Source organism: Pollutimonas bauzanensis (assembly GCF_900129885.1).
Lineage (GTDB): Bacteria > Pseudomonadota > Gammaproteobacteria > Burkholderiales > Burkholderiaceae_B > Pollutimonas > Pollutimonas bauzanensis.
The window spans coordinates 66,078-81,836 of record NZ_FQXE01000019.1; the positions used below are offsets into that span (position 1 = coordinate 66,078).

General features: G+C 63.6%; 14 protein-coding genes. 8 read left to right on the forward strand and 6 right to left on the reverse strand.

Annotated features, from left to right (window positions below):
• The first annotated feature begins 203 nt into the window (after nucleotides 1-203).
• A complete protein-coding gene (locus BUB23_RS23750; RefSeq protein ID WP_073109032.1) occupies nucleotides 204-3,386 on the forward strand; it encodes an Rne/Rng family ribonuclease in 3,183 nt (1,060 codons plus the stop codon).
• Nucleotides 3,387-3,591: 205 nt separating this feature from the next.
• On the opposite strand, the gene accD is transcribed toward BUB23_RS23750, so the two are convergent.
• From accD to BUB23_RS23770, 4 genes are all read right to left on the reverse strand, one after another.
• The gene (gene accD, locus BUB23_RS23755; protein WP_073109034.1) at nucleotides 3,592-4,470 is read right to left on the reverse strand and encodes an acetyl-CoA carboxylase, carboxyltransferase subunit beta; all 879 of its coding nucleotides are present in this window, start codon (nucleotides 4,468-4,470) and stop codon (nucleotides 3,592-3,594) included.
• A gap of 122 nt (nucleotides 4,471-4,592) precedes the next feature.
• Nucleotides 4,593-5,432: a tryptophan synthase subunit alpha gene (gene trpA / locus BUB23_RS23760; RefSeq protein ID WP_084136222.1), complete on the reverse strand. Its 840-nt coding sequence runs from the start codon at nucleotides 5,430-5,432 to the stop codon at nucleotides 4,593-4,595.
• 20 nt (nucleotides 5,433-5,452) lie between these two features.
• Nucleotides 5,453-6,652, reverse strand: a complete 1,200-nt coding sequence (gene trpB, locus BUB23_RS23765) for a tryptophan synthase subunit beta (RefSeq protein WP_073109036.1) — start codon at nucleotides 6,650-6,652, stop codon at nucleotides 5,453-5,455.
• 106 nt (nucleotides 6,653-6,758) lie between these two features.
• Nucleotides 6,759-8,981, reverse strand: coding sequence for a RelA/SpoT family protein (locus tag BUB23_RS23770; RefSeq protein WP_073109039.1), 2,223 nt, complete (start codon nucleotides 8,979-8,981; stop codon nucleotides 6,759-6,761).
• Between the two features lie 75 nt (nucleotides 8,982-9,056).
• On the opposite strand from BUB23_RS23770, the gene BUB23_RS23775 reads away from it, so the two are divergent.
• A complete protein-coding gene (locus BUB23_RS23775; protein ID WP_073109042.1) occupies nucleotides 9,057-9,572 on the forward strand; it encodes an NAD(P)H-dependent oxidoreductase in 516 nt (171 codons plus the stop codon).
• A 19-nt stretch (nucleotides 9,573-9,591) separates the two neighbouring features.
• Here the strand turns inward: BUB23_RS23775 and BUB23_RS23780 are convergent, their stop codons facing one another.
• Both BUB23_RS23780 and pncB read right to left on the reverse strand, forming a co-directional pair.
• Nucleotides 9,592-9,945, reverse strand: coding sequence for a RidA family protein (locus BUB23_RS23780; RefSeq protein ID WP_073109046.1), 354 nt, complete (start codon nucleotides 9,943-9,945; stop codon nucleotides 9,592-9,594).
• Between the two features lie 139 nt (nucleotides 9,946-10,084).
• Nucleotides 10,085-11,260, reverse strand: coding sequence for a nicotinate phosphoribosyltransferase (gene pncB / locus BUB23_RS23785; protein ID WP_073109049.1), 1,176 nt, complete (start codon nucleotides 11,258-11,260; stop codon nucleotides 10,085-10,087).
• A 160-nt stretch (nucleotides 11,261-11,420) separates the two neighbouring features.
• Here pncB and fdxA point away from each other — a divergent pair, with 160 nt between their 5' ends.
• The 6 genes from fdxA to BUB23_RS23815 form a co-directional block, all read left to right on the forward strand.
• Complete coding sequence (gene fdxA, locus BUB23_RS23790; protein ID WP_073109052.1) at nucleotides 11,421-11,744, forward strand: ferredoxin FdxA; 324 nt, start codon at nucleotides 11,421-11,423, stop codon at nucleotides 11,742-11,744.
• A 20-nt stretch (nucleotides 11,745-11,764) separates the two neighbouring features.
• Nucleotides 11,765-12,559 (forward strand): ferredoxin--NADP reductase, encoded by a 795-nt coding sequence (locus BUB23_RS23795; RefSeq protein WP_073109054.1) that lies wholly within the window; start codon nucleotides 11,765-11,767, stop codon nucleotides 12,557-12,559.
• Nucleotides 12,560-12,670: 111 nt separating this feature from the next.
• Nucleotides 12,671-13,897, forward strand: a complete 1,227-nt coding sequence (locus tag BUB23_RS23800; protein ID WP_073109057.1) for a polyhydroxyalkanoate depolymerase — start codon at nucleotides 12,671-12,673, stop codon at nucleotides 13,895-13,897.
• Nucleotides 13,898-13,953: 56 nt separating this feature from the next.
• Nucleotides 13,954-14,580, forward strand: coding sequence for an electron transport complex subunit RsxB (gene rsxB, locus BUB23_RS23805; RefSeq protein WP_073109060.1), 627 nt, complete (start codon nucleotides 13,954-13,956; stop codon nucleotides 14,578-14,580).
• A complete protein-coding gene (gene nth, locus BUB23_RS23810; protein ID WP_073109063.1) occupies nucleotides 14,580-15,218 on the forward strand; it encodes an endonuclease III in 639 nt (212 codons plus the stop codon). Before rsxB ends, nth begins: the two co-directional genes overlap by 1 nt.
• 118 nt (nucleotides 15,219-15,336) lie before the next feature.
• A partial coding sequence (locus BUB23_RS23815; protein WP_143161109.1) for an ABC transporter ATP-binding protein occupies nucleotides 15,337-15,759 on the forward strand: 423 nt, incomplete at its 3' end.

The following is a 15,759-nucleotide window of genomic DNA, read 5'->3' on the forward strand; positions in this document are numbered from 1 at the left end:
AATTTTTTTGTCAACCACTATAGTGAATCTGACCTCCCTGCTGACTGAACTGCGTACCTACAGGTCCGCTGTGCCTTCCTGACACAAGGTGGGCATTGCCGACGCAGTCAGCAAGCCCCCGCTGCAGATTTAGCGCCACACACCGAGTGACCCGCGGTCGTGCGCCGATTATCGGCGCGCCATGACTACGGAGAAATACACTCATGAAACGAATGTTGTTCAATGCAACGCACCAAGAAGAACTACGCGTTGCGATCGTCGATGGTCAAAAACTCATAGACCTCGACATCGAAACGGCCGGGCGCGAACAGCGCAAGGGCAATATCTACAAAGGCGTCATCACCCGCATCGAGCCTGGTCTCGAGGCCTGCTTTGTAAGCTACGGCGAAGACCGCCACGGCTTCCTGCCTTTCAAGGAAGTTGCCCGGACCTACTTCAAGGAAGGCGTCGATGTACGCACTGCGCGCATCCAGGACGCCCTCGCCGAAGGCCAGGAACTGATCATCCAGGTAGAAAAGGAAGAACGCGGCAACAAGGGCGCGGCCCTGACCACCTTCATCTCCCTGGCCGGCCGCTACCTGGTGCTGATGCCCAACAACCCGCGCGGCGGCGGCGTCTCGCGCCGCGTCGAAGGCGAGGACCGCCAGGAACTGCGCGAAACCATGGACCAGCTGGATATTCCGGCCGGCATGAGCATCATCGCCCGCACCGCGGGCATAGGCCGCAACGTCGAGGAACTGCAGTGGGACCTGTCCTACCTGATGCAACTCTGGAACGCCATCGATGCCGCCGCCCGTGAAAACAAGGCCCCGATCCTGATCTACCTGGAATCGAGCCTGGTCATCCGCGCCATCCGCGACTACTACTCTCCCGAAATCGGCGAGATCCTGATCGACACCGACGACATTTATGAACAGGCCACCGCCTTCATGAGCGTCGTCATGCCCGACAACGTCCAGCGCGTCAAAATGTACCGCGACGATGTCCCCCTGTTCTCGCGCTTCCAGATCGAACACCAGATCGAAACCGCCTACTCGCGCACCGTCCAGTTGCCGTCTGGCGGATCGGTGGTCATCGACCACACCGAAGCCCTGGTCGCGGTCGATGTCAATTCCGCGCGCTCCACACGCGGCGCCGACATCGAAGAAACCGCCATGCGCACCAATCTGGAAGCCGCCGAAGAGGTGGCCCGCCAATTGCGCCTGCGCGACCTCGGCGGCCTGATCGTGATCGACTTCATCGACATGGAAGAAAGCAAGAACCAGCGCGCCGTCGAACAGCGCCTGCGCGATGCGCTGCATTTCGACCGCGCGCGCGTGCAGATGGGCAAGATCTCGCGTTTCGGCCTGATGGAACTGTCGCGCCAGCGCCTGCGTCCCGCCTTGAACGAAGGCTCGCACATTACCTGCCCGCGCTGCAATGGCACCGGCGTGGTCCGCGATGCCGAATCCAGCGCCCTGCACGTCCTGCGCCTGCTGCAGGAAGAAGCCATGAAAGAAGGCACCGCCGCGCTGCACGCCCAAGTGCCGGTGGATGTGGCCACCTTCCTGCTCAATGAAAAGCGCGCCGACATCACCAAGATCGAATCGCGCCTCAAGGTAAACCTGATCCTGATCCCCAACAAGAATCTGGAAACCCCGCATCACCATATCGAGCGCCTGCGCCACGACGACCCCAGGCTGGAAGAAATCACCACCAGTTTCGATCTCGTCACTCAGCCCGAGCCGCAGCTCACCTGGGAGCCCAACAAGGCCCAGGAAGCCAAGCTCCGCCCCGAGGCCCTGGTCAAGGGCATTACGCCTTCGCAGCCCGCTCCGGTGGCGCCGCCGGTCGCCCTGGCGCGCGTCACGCCCGCCGCCAAGCCCGAGCAAGGCGCCGGCCTGATCAAGCGCCTCATCAACTGGCTGACTGGCGCTGGCGCGCCTGCCACCCCGGAGCCCGCGCCCGAAGCCGCCAAGACGCCGTCCGGCAGCCGCAGCAAGAATGGCCGCCCCAGCGACCACCGCCGCGAACAACGCGGCCAGGGGGATCGCAATCGCCATCGCCGCGGCGAACGCCGCCCGGATGCCCTAGAAGGCAAGTCCGACGAAGCCCAGGCGCCGGCCGCCAGGCCGCGCCGCCAGGCCGCCGCGCTGGACACCGTGGCCAGCGCCAACGAACCGCGTAGCGCAGGCCTTACCGTTGCGCCCGCCGCCGCATCGTCCGCCGATAACGGCGAAACCGGCAATGCCGGCCGCAACGGCCGCAATCGCCGCGGACGCGGCCGCAACCGCCGCGACGAGAATCAGAGCGAAACCGTCGACCTCGACAACGGCGATCTGCCGCTGACCGCGGCGGCCGAAGTGTCGCTGTCGGCGCCGCAAGTCGCCGACGACGCTTCCGACGCGCAAAAAACCGCGGGTGAAAGCGACGGCGCGAACGACCAGGCCTCGGACAATGATCAGCTCGATCCGGAACGCAAACGCCGCCGCCGCCGCAGCCGCCGCGGTCGCCGCAGCCCGGAAGCCGGCGCTGAATCCGGCGCCGCGCAAGACGGCGAAAGCGAAAGCGACGATAGCGATGACGACCAGGCCTTCGTGCCCCACGCCACGCCGGCCTTCAATCCGCAAGTCCTGCCGGCCATCGCGACCGCCCAGGGCGGGTTCGCGGAAACCGGCCCGGAACCCGTAGCGGCTCGCGCCGAGGAAGCTCCCGCGATTCCGGCAACGCCTGCGGCGGCCCCCGCTCCAGTCGCCGAGCCGGCGCCGGCGCCAGCGCCCGTCTACCTGCCCGTGCCTGAAAGCACCATCGCCACGAAGCCGGCGCAGGCCGAAGCTCCCGCCGCGGCGGTTCCGGCCGAGATCCAGCCGGAAGACGCAACTCCGGTCCAGGCTACTCCGGTCCAGGCTACTCCGGTCCAGGCGACATCGTTCCAGGCGGCTCCAGCCGAGGCTCCCGCAGTCCACGCTGCCCCGGTGCAAGCCGACAAGGTCGAAGCGGCGCCCGTGCAAGCTGCTGCCGCAGAAGCCATTGCCCCAGCCGCAGCCCCCGCGCCTGAAGCCAGGCCGGCCGTTCCCGCAGCCCCGGCTGCGGCGCAAGCCGAAGCCGAAGCCAAGGCCGAAGCCGAAGCCAAGGCCGAAGCCGAAGCCAAGGTCGAGGCCGAAGCCAAGGTCGAAGCCAAGGTCGAGGCCAAAGCCGAGGCCGCCGCGGAAAGCCGGCCCGCAGCCAAGCCGGAATCGGCCGTGGCGGCGCCGCTGCAGGAAATCCTTATTGCGGCCGGCATGGAACTGATCGAAACCAAGTCGGCGCCTGTCGAAGCGCCCGCCGCAGCGGTACGCCTTGGACGGTCGCGCAAGCCTGCCGCCAAGGTGGCCAACGACCCCCTGCAGCAGGTGGAAACCCACTAAGCCGAAACCGGCGTAAATAAAAAGAGCCCTGCTGCATTGCGCAGCAGGGCTCTTTTTTATGCTTCCGGCTCAACCTGTATCGTGCCTGTATCGTGCCTGTATCGTGCCTGTATCGTGCCTGTATCGTGCCTGTATCGTGCCTGTATCGTGCCTGTATCGTGCCGGGCGCCACGCCCGGCATTCATCCGGCCTGCCCTTACTCCATTCAGGCCTTGGCCACCACATCGGCCGGCTGGCGCGTCAGCAGGGCCAGCAAATTCGCCAGCTCCGAACGCATCTGGCGGCGATCCACCACCATATCGATCGCGCCCTTCTCGAGCAGGAATTCCGAACGCTGGAAACCTTCCGGCAATTTCTCGCGCACCGTCTGCTCGATCACGCGCGGGCCCGCAAAGCCGATCAGCGCCTTGGGCTCCGCAATGACCACATCGCCCATGAACGCAAAGCTCGCCGACACGCCGCCCATCGTGGGATCGGTCAGAATGCTGATGAATGGCAGCCCCGCGGCCGAGAGCCGCGTGAGCATCGCATTCGTCTTGGCCATCTGCATCAGCGAAAATAGGCTCTCCTGCATGCGCGCGCCGCCCGACGCCGCCACGCAAATGAACGGCGTGCGGTTTGTGATGGCCTCTTGAGCGCCGCGGGCAAAGCGTTCGCCCACCACAGAGCCCATGGAGCCGCCCATGAACTCGAACTCGAAGCAAGCCAGCACCACCGGCACCGACAGGATGCTCCCGCCCATGACCACCATGGCCTCGCTTTCGCCGGTCTGCTTGGTCGCTTCCGTCACCCGCTCGGTATACTTGCGGCTGTCCTTGAACTTCAGCGGATCCATAGGGCGCGTATTCTGGCCGATCTCGACGCGGTTCTCGGCATCGAGCAAAGCATCGATGCGCGCCCGCGCGCCGATACGCATATGGTGGCTGCACTTGGGGCAGACATTCAGCGTCGCCCGCAGATCCTCCTTGTACAGCACCGTCTCGCAGGCCGGGCACTTGACCCAAATGCCCTCCGGCACGCGCCGCGCCGTCGCATCGTTATTGCGATTGATGCGCGGCGGCAGAATTTTTTCGATCCAGCTCATGGTTTCTTCCCGATGGAGGCCCGGTTCCGCACCGGGCCCGTTGTTCTTTTACGCTAGGCCCGCATACTGGCGCAAGCCCCTTTCTGGTATGGCGATATGGAAAATCCCCGGTTCGGGCGCCGCTAGCGCAGCGCCTGGCGGATAGTGCCCAGCCAGTCCGACGCGGCCTTGATGGCCGAAGCATCGACATCGGCGTCCGCCAGGCCGTCCCGCAGCGCCGCCGCGACGGCCTGTTCCATGGTTTCTATCAGTTTGCTGCCTATGACCACGGCATCGGCGTGCTCGGCCAGGCGCCTGGCGCTGTCGGCATCGCGTATGCCAAAGCCCACGCCCACCGGCAGCGACACATGCTTGCGTATCTGCGCCAAACGCCGGGCGACGTCGGCGGTATCGATATTGCCGGCCCCCGTCACCCCTTTGAGCGACACATAATACACATAGCCGCGCGCCACCTGGGCGACTTTCCTGATGCGTTCTTCGGTGGACGTCGGCGCGAGCAGGAATATAGGGTCGATTTGCGCGCCGCCCAGCTGGGCGGCGAAATCCACGATTTCCTCGGGCGGATAATCCACCACCAGCACGCCGTCGACGCCCGCCCGCGCGGCCGCGTCGACGAAGGCCCGCTGCCCCATGCGTTCGATGGGGTTGGCGTAGCCCATCAGCACCACCGGCGTGGCGCTGTCCTGCTGGCGGAACTGCGCGACCATTTCCAGCACCTTGCGCAGCCCCGCGCCGCGCTTGATCGCGCGCTCGGCGGCCCGCTGTATGACCGGGCCGTCGGCCATGGGGTCCGAAAACGGCACGCCCAGCTCGAGCACGTCGGCGCCCGCCTCGACCAGCGCATGCATCAGCAATGGGGTGGCCGGCACCGAAGGGTCGCCGGCCGTAATATAGGGAATCAAGGCCGCGCGCCCCGCGGTTCTGGCAAACGCGGCCTTGAGTCTTGGATTCGAAGCAATCATTGTGTGGGCTACCTTGGTTCTTACAGGCTGATGCCGCTGAAATCAGCCACAGTATGCATGTCTTTGTCGCCCCGGCCGGACAAATTCACCAGGATGATCTTGTCTTTCGGCAAAGTGGGCGCCAGGCGCAGGGCATACGCAATGGCGTGCGACGACTCGAGCGCCGGCATGATGCCTTCGGTGCGGCAGCAGCCATGGAAGGCCGCCAGGGCTTCCTGGTCGTCGACGCATGCATACTGGGCGCGGCCGCTGTCTTTGAGCCATGCATGCTCGGGGCCGACGCCGGGGTAGTCCAGGCCGGCCGAAATCGAATGGGTCTCCATGACCTGGCCGTCCTCGTCCTGCATGACGTAAGTGCGGTTGCCGTGCAGCACGCCCACCACGCCGGCATTCAGCGATGCCGCATGGCGGCCGGTTTCCAGGCCTTCGCCGGCGGCCTCGACGCCCACCAGTTGCACGTCCGCGTGATCGAGATAGGGATAGAAAATACCCATGGCGTTGGAACCGCCCCCGACCGAAGCCACGACGTAATCAGGCTGGCGGCCGGCATCCAGCGGCATCTGCTCGATGCATTCGGTGCCTATGACGGATTGGAAATCGCGCACCATCATGGGATAAGGATGCGGGCCCGCCACGGTGCCGATGATGTAGAAGGTATTCTCGACGTTGGTGACCCAGTCGCGCATGGCCTCGTTCAGGGCGTCCTTGAGCGTGCGCGAACCCGAATCCACGGGCACCACGGTGGCGCCCAGCAGCTTCATGCGATAGACATTGGACGCCTGGCGGCGCACGTCTTCGCTGCCCATGTACACCACGCACTCCAGGCCGTAGCGCGCCGCGACGGTGGCGGTGGCCACGCCATGCTGGCCCGCGCCGGTTTCAGCGATGATGCGCGGCTTGCCCATGCGCCGGGCCAGCAGGATCTGGCCTATGCAATTATTGATCTTGTGCGCGCCGGTATGATTGAGGTCTTCGCGCTTGAACCAGATCTGCGCGCCGCCCAGCTGTTCCGACCAGCGCCTGGCGTGATACACCGGACTGGGGCGGCCCACGAAGTGCTTGAGCTCGTAGGCGAACTCGCGCAGGAAATCGGGATCGGCATGATATTTGTCGTAGGCCGCGCGCAGCTCATCGAGCGCATGCACCAGGGTTTCGGCAACAAAGGAGCCACCATACTGACCAAAATGCCCTTCGAGATCAGGCAATGTGTAGGATTTCAATTCATTACTCTCTGGTTACGCAATATCATTGCAGCGATCCACCAGGGACCGGTTGACAGGCAAACCGCCATTTTAACAGTGTGGCGCGGGCCAAGGCCGGCGCGGCTCAATGCCTGCCCGCCGACACGCCGGAAAGCTCGTTCAGGGCCGCCAGCGCCCTGCTGATCTGCTCGCCGTTCTTGACTTCTATCGTGAACACCATGTGGGCCAGCGAACGGCGGCTATGCGTATTGACGCTCACCACATTCAGGCGCAACTTGGCGAACACCTCGGAGACATCGCGCAGAAGGTCGTCGCGCTCGGCCGCATGGATGCTGATGTCCACGGGGTAGAGCGCCTCGCCCGTATCGCCCCAGTCGACATCGATCAGCCGTTCGGGCTGGCGTTCGGCCAATGCCGCATACGAAGGGCAGTCGTGGCGGTGTATCGACACCCCCCGGCCGCGCGTCACGAAGCCCACGATCAGATCGGGCGGCGCCGGGCGGCAGCAGCGGGCAAGCTGCGTCATGAGGGAATCCACCCCCACCACCAGCACCCCGCTCTTGCCCGTCTTGACGACATTGTCCGTGCCGCTTTGATACACCCGGGCTTCGGGCGCGGCGCCCGCCGGCGCCGCGGCATCGGCCGCCCGGCCCTTCTGCGGGCTGAGCAGGTAATCGATCTGGCGCAGGCTGAATTCTTCCTTGGCCACCGCCACATACAAGTCATCGGCGCGGGCGAATTCCAGCTGCTGCGCCAGGTGCTCGAGATTGATGGCGGTTTTGCCCAAACGCTGCAGCTCTTTCTCGACCATGGCCTGGCCCTGGGAAATCCGCTGCTGCAGTTCAATGGCGTTGAACCAGGCGCGCACCTTGGCGCGCGAGCGCGGGCTGGCCAGGAAGCCCAGCTGCGGGTTGAGCCAGTCGCGCGACGGGCCGCCGGACTTGGCCGCGATGATTTCCACGGTTTGTCCGGTGGCCAGCCGCGTCAGCAGCGGCACCATTTGCCCGTCCACCCGGGCGCCGCGGCAGCGATGCCCCAGGTCGGTGTGCAGGTAATAGGCGAAATCCACCGGCGTGGCGCCGGCGGGCAGTTCGATGACCCGGGCCTGCGGCGTCATCACGTAGATATGCTCGTCCGGCGCCGGCGCCACCTGGCCCCGCCCGTCCTTGTCCCAGGCCAGCAGCTGGCGCATCCATGACACTTTCTGGTCATACCCGCTGGCGGCGGCGACCTTGCCGCCCCTGGGACCCGATTCTTTATAGAGCCAGTGAGCCGCCATGCCGTATTCGGCAAACTGATGCATCTCGTGGGTGCGGATCTGGATCTCGAAGCTGCGCCCTTCGCCGTCAGTGACCACGGTGTGCAAAGACCGGTAGCCATTGGGCTTGGGCCGCGAAATATAGTCGTCGAATTCGTCGGACACCGGCGTCCACAGGGAATGCGCCAGGGCCAGCACGGCATAGCAGGCGCGCTCGTCCTCGACTATCACGCGCAATGCGCGCAGATCGAAAAGCTGGCTGAACTGCAGGTTCTTGAGGCGCATCTTGTTCCAGATGCTATAGATATGCTTGGGCCGGCCGGTGACTTCCGCGGGTATATGGGCGTCCGCCAGGGCGCTTTGCAAGGCATGCACCGCGGCCAGGATGAAGGCTTCGCGCTCCACGCGCTTTTCCTCGAGTTGGCCGGCGATGGTTCTGTAAGTCTCGGGGTCCTGGAAGCGGAAGGCCAGATCCTCCATTTCCCACTTCAGCTGCCAGATGCCCAGGCGATTGGCCAGGGGGGTGTAGAGCTCCATGGTTTCCCGCGCAAGGCTGGGCGGATAGGGCGTCTTGGAGCTGGCGTGCCAGCGCAGGGACTGCAGCCGCGAGGCAAGGCGCATCAGCACGATGCGCAAGTCGGCCGCCATGGCCAGCAGCATCTTGCGCTGCATCTCTTTCTGGTCGCCGCCCTGGGCCGCGTCGTCCTTGGCCTGCCCCGCCAGATTGCCCAGGCGCAGCAGCGCGCGGGTGCCCTGCACCAGCGACACCACTTCGGCGCCGAATTCCTTGCGCATGGCATCGGGGCCGCCGACCGCGCCGTCCGCCTCGGGCGGCAGCACCGTGATCAGGGCGCTGGCGCGGGTTTCGGCGTCGATGCCCAGTTCGGCCAGAATCCCCACCACCGCCGCGCTATGCTCGGCCAGCGGCTCGCCGGTCTTGGCCAGCAGGCCCTGCAGCGGTTTGCGCACCCGGTCCACCGCCAGGGCCAGCAGGCTCTGGCCCGCCTGGTCCAGGCCCTTGCTGGCGTGCGCGAACCATTCGGCATTGAATGGCGAAGAATCGGAAACCGGGAATGCGATGGTAGACATAGTAAAGGGTGAGCTGAATGCAAAAAACGCGGACATTGTCCCAGCGACTCTATACTAACGTGTCTGGAGGCCCACATGAATTCAAGCGGTAAAAAAACCTTGCTCATCGTCTGGCATTCGCGCACGGGGGCCGCGAAACAGATGGCCGAGGCCGCCGCCAAGGGCGCGCGGGACATAGCGTGCGAATTGCGCTCGAGCGGCGAGCTGGATATTGCCGTGAAGGCTGCGGCAGACGCCGTAGCGGCCGACCTGCTGGGCGCCGACGCCTTGCTGTTCTGCGCGCCGGAAAACCTGGCGTCCCTGAGCGGCGCGATGAAAGAATTCTTCGACCGCAATTATTATGCCGTCCTGGACCAGTTGAATGGCAGGCCCTGCGCCATCATGGTCAGCGCGGGCTCCGACGGCAGCGGCGCGGCGCGGCAAATGGAAAGGATCTGCACCGGCTGGCGCTTGCGCCTGATAGCGCCGGCGCTGATCGTAAACACCGATGCGCAATCGCCCGAAGCGATCAATGCGGCCAAAACCATTACGGCCGGCGACCGCGCCTCGTGCGAAACGCTGGGCGGCACCCTGGCCGCCCTCCTGCTTTGACTGCAGCGCCCGCGGGGCGCTACGCCAGCGCAGCCGTGACGACGATCTCGACCTTGAAATCGGGATTGGCCAGGCGCGCCTCGACGGTTGCCCGCGGCGGCGCATTGCCGTGCGCCACCCATGCGTCCCAGGCCTTGTTCATGCCGTCGAATTCTTTCATGCTGGTCAGGAATATCTGGGCCATGAGGATGCGCGACTTGTCCGTGCCGGCCATGGCCAGCAGGCGGTCTATGGTCGCCAGCACCTGCGCCGTCTGCCCCTGGATATCGAGCGAGCCATCGGCGGGAACCTGGCCGGCCAGATAGGCCACCCCATTGTAGATGGCCATGTCCGACAAACGCTTTTCGACATTGACCCTTTCGACTTCGCTCATATTTATACTCCTGAATTATGAAAGCCTATCCAATTTAGAGTTGAATTATAAGAGCATGCACGATGCCTATGGGGAAAATGGCCTAGGAAGAATGGAGAATGGCGCCGCGGCCCGGCCGCCGACGCGAAAACGGCCGGAATCAGGCCGGCGGAAGCTCGAACACCTGGCGCAGGTAGGCCAAATAGGCCGGGTCGTCGCACATGGTCTTTTCCGGCGCGTCCGATACCTTGGCCACCGGCTGCCCGTTGCAGCGCACCATCTTCATGACGATTTGCAGCGGCTCATGGCCCAGGTCGTTGGTAAGATTGGTGCCGATTCCGAATGAAATCTTGCACCGGCCGGCAAAACGCTTGGCCAGTTCGATGGCGCGCGGAATGGTCAGCGCATCGGAGAAGACCAGGGTCTTGGTGCGCGGATCGGCGCGATTGGCGATGTAATGGGCCAGCAGCCGCTCGCCCCAGTCGAAAGGGTCGCCCGAATCGTGGCGCGCGCCATCGAACAGCTTGCAGAAATACATGTCGAAATCGCGCAGGAAGGCGTCCATGCCGTACACGTCGGACAGCGCGATGCCGAGGTCGCCGCGGTATTCCTTGGCCCAGACCTCGAGCGCGTAGACCTGCGAATCGCGCAGGCGCGGCCCGAGCGCCTGGCATGCCTGCAGATATTCATGCCCCATGGTGCCCAAAGGCGTGACCCCATGCTTCATGGCCAGGCGGACATTGCTGGTGCCCGCGAAATTGGAGCCCATCTGGGCCTTCATGGTGACCACGACTTCTTCGTGCCATTGCTTGGAGAAGCGCCGGCGCGTGCCGTATTCGGCCACGCGGAAATCCGCCAGCGCCGGATCGTCGGTGACCAGCTGCATTTTCGACTGCAGGCGCTTGCGGCCTTCTTCCCACGCGGGTTCCCGGCAGACATTGCGGAAATACACTTCGTTGACGATGGCGAGGACGGGGATCTCGAACAGGATGGTGTGCAGCCATGGCCCTTTGACGGAAATGTCGATTTCGCCGGGCAGAGTCCCCGCCGACACGGTGATGCACTTCTCGGGCATATGGAACAGGCCCAGGAAGTCCACGAAATCGCTCTTCATGAAGCGCAGGCCGCGCAGATACTGCAGCTCCGGCTCGGTGAACTTCAGCTTGCACAGTTCGTGGATCTCGGCCCGGATCTCGTTCAGATAGGGCTGCAGATTCACATTGGGCGTGCGGCACTTGTAGCGGTACTCGACTTGAGCGGCCGGGAAATGGTGCAGCACCACTTGCATCATGGTGAATTTGTATAGATCGGTATCAAGTAACGAAGTGATAATCATCGCGCGGCATAGAGTGTTTTGCTTACCATAGCACAGAGCGCGCGCTTATTTGCGCGAGGCTGTCCTCGCCCGCCCTGAAAGACTGCTTTGCGCGAAGGTCAATTCGGGCTTACCTCCATTTATTGGGTAAAATTGCAACATCTGATGTTGGAGCCTTGAAATGACACATGTGGTTACCGAAAACTGTATCAAATGCAAATTCACCGACTGCGTCGACGTCTGTCCGGTGGATTGCTTCCGCGAGGGAGCCAATTTCCTGGTCATAGACCCGGATGAATGCATTGATTGCGCAGTTTGCGTGCCCGAATGCCCGGCCAATGCCATTTTCGCAGAGGAAGACGTGCCGCAGGACCAGGTCCAATTCATCGCCCTGAACGCCGAGCTCTCCCCCGAGTTCGGCATGATCAACCGTTCCAAGAAGCCCTTGCCCGACGCCGACGACTGGAATGGCGTGGACGACAAGCTGAAGTACCTGGAACGCTGAGCGCGTCCGCCCACAGCGCCATGCCAGGCCATAAATACACCCGCGAAACCATCACGCAAGTCACGCACTGGGTACCGCAGAAGTTATTCTCGTTCAGGGTCACCAGGCCGGCCGGCTTCTCTTTCGTTGCCGGGCAATTCGCCCGGCTGGGCTTGCCGGCCGATGACGCGCCCGGCGCCGCGCCGGAAATCTGGCGCGCCTATTCCATGGTCAGCGCCCCGCAGCACGACATGCTGGAGTTTTATTCCATCGTCGTGCCGGGCGGCCAGTTTACGCCGCGCCTGGCGCGGCTGGCCGCGGGCGACGCGATTTACGTGGACCAATCGGCTTTCGGCTTCCTGACGCTGGACCGATTCGAGCCGGGCGGCAATTTATGGCTCATCGCCACCGGCACCGGCCTTTCCGCCTACCTTTCCCTGTTGCAGGATCCCAACACATGGTTGTTGTTTGACCGCATCATATTAGTGCATGGGGTCAGGCAGGCGGCGGAGCTGGCTTATCGAAAACAAATCCTCGACTGGGTGGCCAATGGCCCGCCGTGCCCGCAAGCCAAGAGCCTGGCCAAACTGGCCTATTTGCCGATTGCAACGCGCGAAACACTGGACCATACTCCCCGGGAGCGCATCACCACGCTGATTGCCAGCGGTCAGCTGGAAACGCTTGCCGGCTGCGCGCTCGATCCGGCAAAGTCCAAAGTCATGCTTTGCGGCAACCCGGACATGCTGCTCGAAGCCCGCAAGTTGTTGTCCGAGCGTGGTTTTGCCGTGGGGCGCCGCGGCAGCCCCGGCAACCTTGCTCTGGAAAACTACTGGTAATTTCAACTATTTTGTGCTTAGCTTATACAAAGGACGTTTGATAAAACGCAAAAACAATGCGTTACAAACAGTCGCCTGGCAACAAAAACAACGCTACGCAAGGCTTTAATTATGCTGTATGACCTACATGAGCTTCAACGGGCTTTTCTGACCCCGCTGGCCGCGTTCACCGACACCGGCTCGCAGATTTTTTCGCATCCCTACAGCCCCTTCGCCTATACGCCGGTATCGCGCCAAATCGCGGCGACATACGAACTCGTCCACCGCCTGGGCAAAGATTACGAAAAGCCGGCCTGGGGCCTGCCCGCCACCGAGATCGGCGGCAGGCAGGTGGCGGTCACCGAGGAAACCGTGGTGCGCAAGCCCTTCTGCAACCTGATCCACTTCAAGCGCGAGCGCGGCGCCAACCCCGCCGGCGACCCGCGCATACTGCTGGCCGCCCCGCTTTCGGGCCACCACTCCACCCTGCTGCGCGACACTGTCCGCGCGCTATTGCCCGATCACGAGATTTACGTGACCGACTGGGTCGACGCCCGCATGGTGCCCGCCGCGGACGGCCCCTTCCACCTGAATGACTATGTCAGGTATGTGCAGGAATTCATACGCTTCCTCGGGCCCGACGTCCATGTGGTATCGGTCTGCCAGCCCACGGTGCCCGTGCTGGCCGCCATTTCCCTCATGGCCAGCAACAATGAGCCCTGTCTGCCGCGCAGCATGGTCATGATGGGCGGCCCCATCGATACGCGCGAATCGCCCACGCAGGTCAACCGCCTGGCCACGACCAAGCCTTATTCCTGGTTCGAGGACAACCTGATCCACCGCGTGCCCGCGCGCTTCCCGGGCGGCGGCAGGCCTGTCTACCCGGGCTTCCTGCAGCACACCGGATTCGTCGCCATGAATCCTGACCGGCACCTGCGTTCGCACTATGATTTCTACCTGCATCTGCTCAAGGGCGACAATGACGACGCCGAAGCGCACCGCCAGTTTTACAACGAATACAACGCCGTGCTGGACATGCCGGCCGAGTTCTACCTGGACACCATCAAGGTCGTGTTCCAGGAGCACCAGCTGCCCTCGGGAACCTGGGAAATCGACGGGCAGAAAGTCGACCCTTCGGCCATCACCTCGGTGGCGCTGCTGACCATAGAAGGCGAATTCGACGATATCTCCGGTCAAGGCCAGACCCGCGCGGCGCAGGAACTCTGCAGCGGCATAGACCAGGGCCGCAAGGAACATTACACGGCGGCGTCTTGCGGGCATTACGGTATTTTTTCCGGACGCCGCTGGCGCGAAACGATTTGTCCTAAAATAGGCGCGTTCATACGCCAATCTGCTTAAGGGCTCTGGCTCTTTCTGGAAATCAGGGGCCCGCGGGGCCCCGCTTCTTTTCCCCTATGCCTTCATTGTCTCTTATCGACCGCATCGACGCGGTGCTGCCCCAGACCCAGTGCACCAAATGCGGCTACGACGGCTGCCGGCCCTATGCGCAAGCGATCGCCAGCGACCACGAGGCGATCAACCGCTGCCCCCCCGGCGGGCAAGCGGGCGTCAAGGCATTGGCCGCCCTGCTGCAAACCGCCGAGCTGCCGCTGGACCCCGACTGCGGCGAACACCTGCCGCGCATGGTGGCCGTGATCGACGAGCCCCACTGCATAGGCTGCACGCTATGCATACAGGCCTGCCCGGTCGATGCCATCATCGGCGCCAACAAACTCATGCACACCGTCCTTGCCGATCAATGCACCGGCTGCGATCTATGCGTGGCGCCCTGTCCGGTGGACTGCATCAGCATGGCGCCCGCCCAGGGCGAATGGACGCCCGAGCTTGCCGACACGGCGCGCCGGCATCACCGGCAGCGGCAACAGCGCCTGGGCGCCTTGCACCACGAATCGTCCAGCCTGGCCGCCAGGACACTGGCCAACAAGGCGCCGCTGTCGCTCGCGGCCAGTGTCGACGCGGCGAGCCGCCAGCAAACCATCGCCGACGCGCTCGCCCGCGCGCGAGCGCGCCGCCAGAAATAATGAACAACGCCAAACGAACCGAGATTTTCAGGCGCCTGCAGGCGGCCAACCCGACGCCCACCACCGAACTGGAATATGCCACCACTTTCCAGCTGCTGATCGCCGTCATTCTTTCCGCGCAAGCCACCGACCGTTCGGTGAACCTGGCGACGCGCAAGTTCTTTCCCGGCCATGGCACCCCCGAAGGCCTGCTGGCCCTGGGCGTGGAAGGCCTGGCGGGCTATATCAGGACCATAGGCCTGTACAAGACCAAGGCCAGCAATGTCATCAAGACCTGCCAGATACTGGTCGACCAATACCAGGGCCAGGTGCCGGACGACCGCGCGGCGCTCGAATCGCTGCCGGGCGTCGGGCGCAAGACGGCGAATGTGGTGCTGAACACGGCGTTCGGCCACCCCACCATCGCCGTCGATACGCATATCTTCCGGGTGGCCAACCGCACGCGCATCGCCCCCGGGAAAAATGTCGTTGAAGTCGAAAGGAAACTGGAAAAAGTCATACCCCGGCCCTTCCTGCTGGACGCGCACCATTGGCTGATATTGCACGGCCGCTATATTTGCGTGGCGCGCAAGCCCAAGTGCCCGCAATGCGGCATCGCGGACCTCTGCGAGTACAAGGAAAAGACCCCGCCCAGCTAGGGGTTTTCCCACTCGGCGGTTTCCTCTCTTACCTATGAAAAACCCGCATAGTGTTTTGCGGCGCAACACATCATACTTCGCTCCTGTCTTCAATAGTTTTCAAACCGACTGGCTGGTAATGAGCGAATACATTCTAGAAACCAAGAATCTGGTGAAGGAGTTCCGCGGCTTTGTGGCCGTGAGCGACGTCAATCTCCAGGTCAAGCGCGGGACCATCCATGCGCTGATCGGGCCCAATGGCGCGGGCAAGACGACCTGCTTCAACCTGCTCACCAAATTCCTTACGCCCACTTCCGGAAAGATCTTTTTCGCGGACCATGAAATCACCGGCGAGAAGCCGGCGCAGATCGCCCGGCGCGGCATCATCCGGTCGTTCCAGATTTCCGCGGTGTTTCCGCAGCTCACGGTGCTCGAGAACGTGCGCATCGGCTTGCAGCGCGCCACCGACCTGTCGTTCCATTTCTGGCGCAGCGACCGCATTCTGGACAGCCTGAACGATGCGGCCCTTGAACTGCTCAAGGAAGTCGACCTGGCCGAATAC

What these genes read in the sequence shown, in the direction of transcription:
- pncB (WP_073109049.1), bottom strand. Translation starts at nt 11,260, where the DNA reads ATGATTATCACTTCGTTACTTGATACCGATCTATACAAATTCACCATG.
- BUB23_RS23800 (WP_073109057.1), top strand. Translation starts at nt 12,671, where the DNA reads ATGCTGTATGACCTACATGAGCTTCAACGGGCTTTTCTGACCCCGCTG.
- rsxB (WP_073109060.1), top strand. Translation starts at nt 13,954, where the DNA reads ATGCCTTCATTGTCTCTTATCGACCGCATCGACGCGGTGCTGCCCCAG.
- accD (WP_073109034.1), bottom strand. Translation starts at nt 4,470, where the DNA reads ATGAGCTGGATCGAAAAAATTCTGCCGCCGCGCATCAATCGCAATAAC.
- nth (WP_073109063.1), top strand. Translation starts at nt 14,580, where the DNA reads ATGAACAACGCCAAACGAACCGAGATTTTCAGGCGCCTGCAGGCGGCC.
- BUB23_RS23795 (WP_073109054.1), top strand. Translation starts at nt 11,765, where the DNA reads ATGCCAGGCCATAAATACACCCGCGAAACCATCACGCAAGTCACGCAC.
- BUB23_RS23775 (WP_073109042.1), top strand. Translation starts at nt 9,057, where the DNA reads ATGAATTCAAGCGGTAAAAAAACCTTGCTCATCGTCTGGCATTCGCGC.
- BUB23_RS23750 (WP_073109032.1), top strand. Translation starts at nt 204, where the DNA reads ATGAAACGAATGTTGTTCAATGCAACGCACCAAGAAGAACTACGCGTT.
- BUB23_RS23780 (WP_073109046.1), bottom strand. Translation starts at nt 9,945, where the DNA reads ATGAGCGAAGTCGAAAGGGTCAATGTCGAAAAGCGTTTGTCGGACATG.
- fdxA (WP_073109052.1), top strand. Translation starts at nt 11,421, where the DNA reads ATGACACATGTGGTTACCGAAAACTGTATCAAATGCAAATTCACCGAC.
- BUB23_RS23770 (WP_073109039.1), bottom strand. Translation starts at nt 8,981, where the DNA reads ATGTCTACCATCGCATTCCCGGTTTCCGATTCTTCGCCATTCAATGCC.
- trpA (WP_084136222.1), bottom strand. Translation starts at nt 5,432, where the DNA reads ATGATTGCTTCGAATCCAAGACTCAAGGCCGCGTTTGCCAGAACCGCG.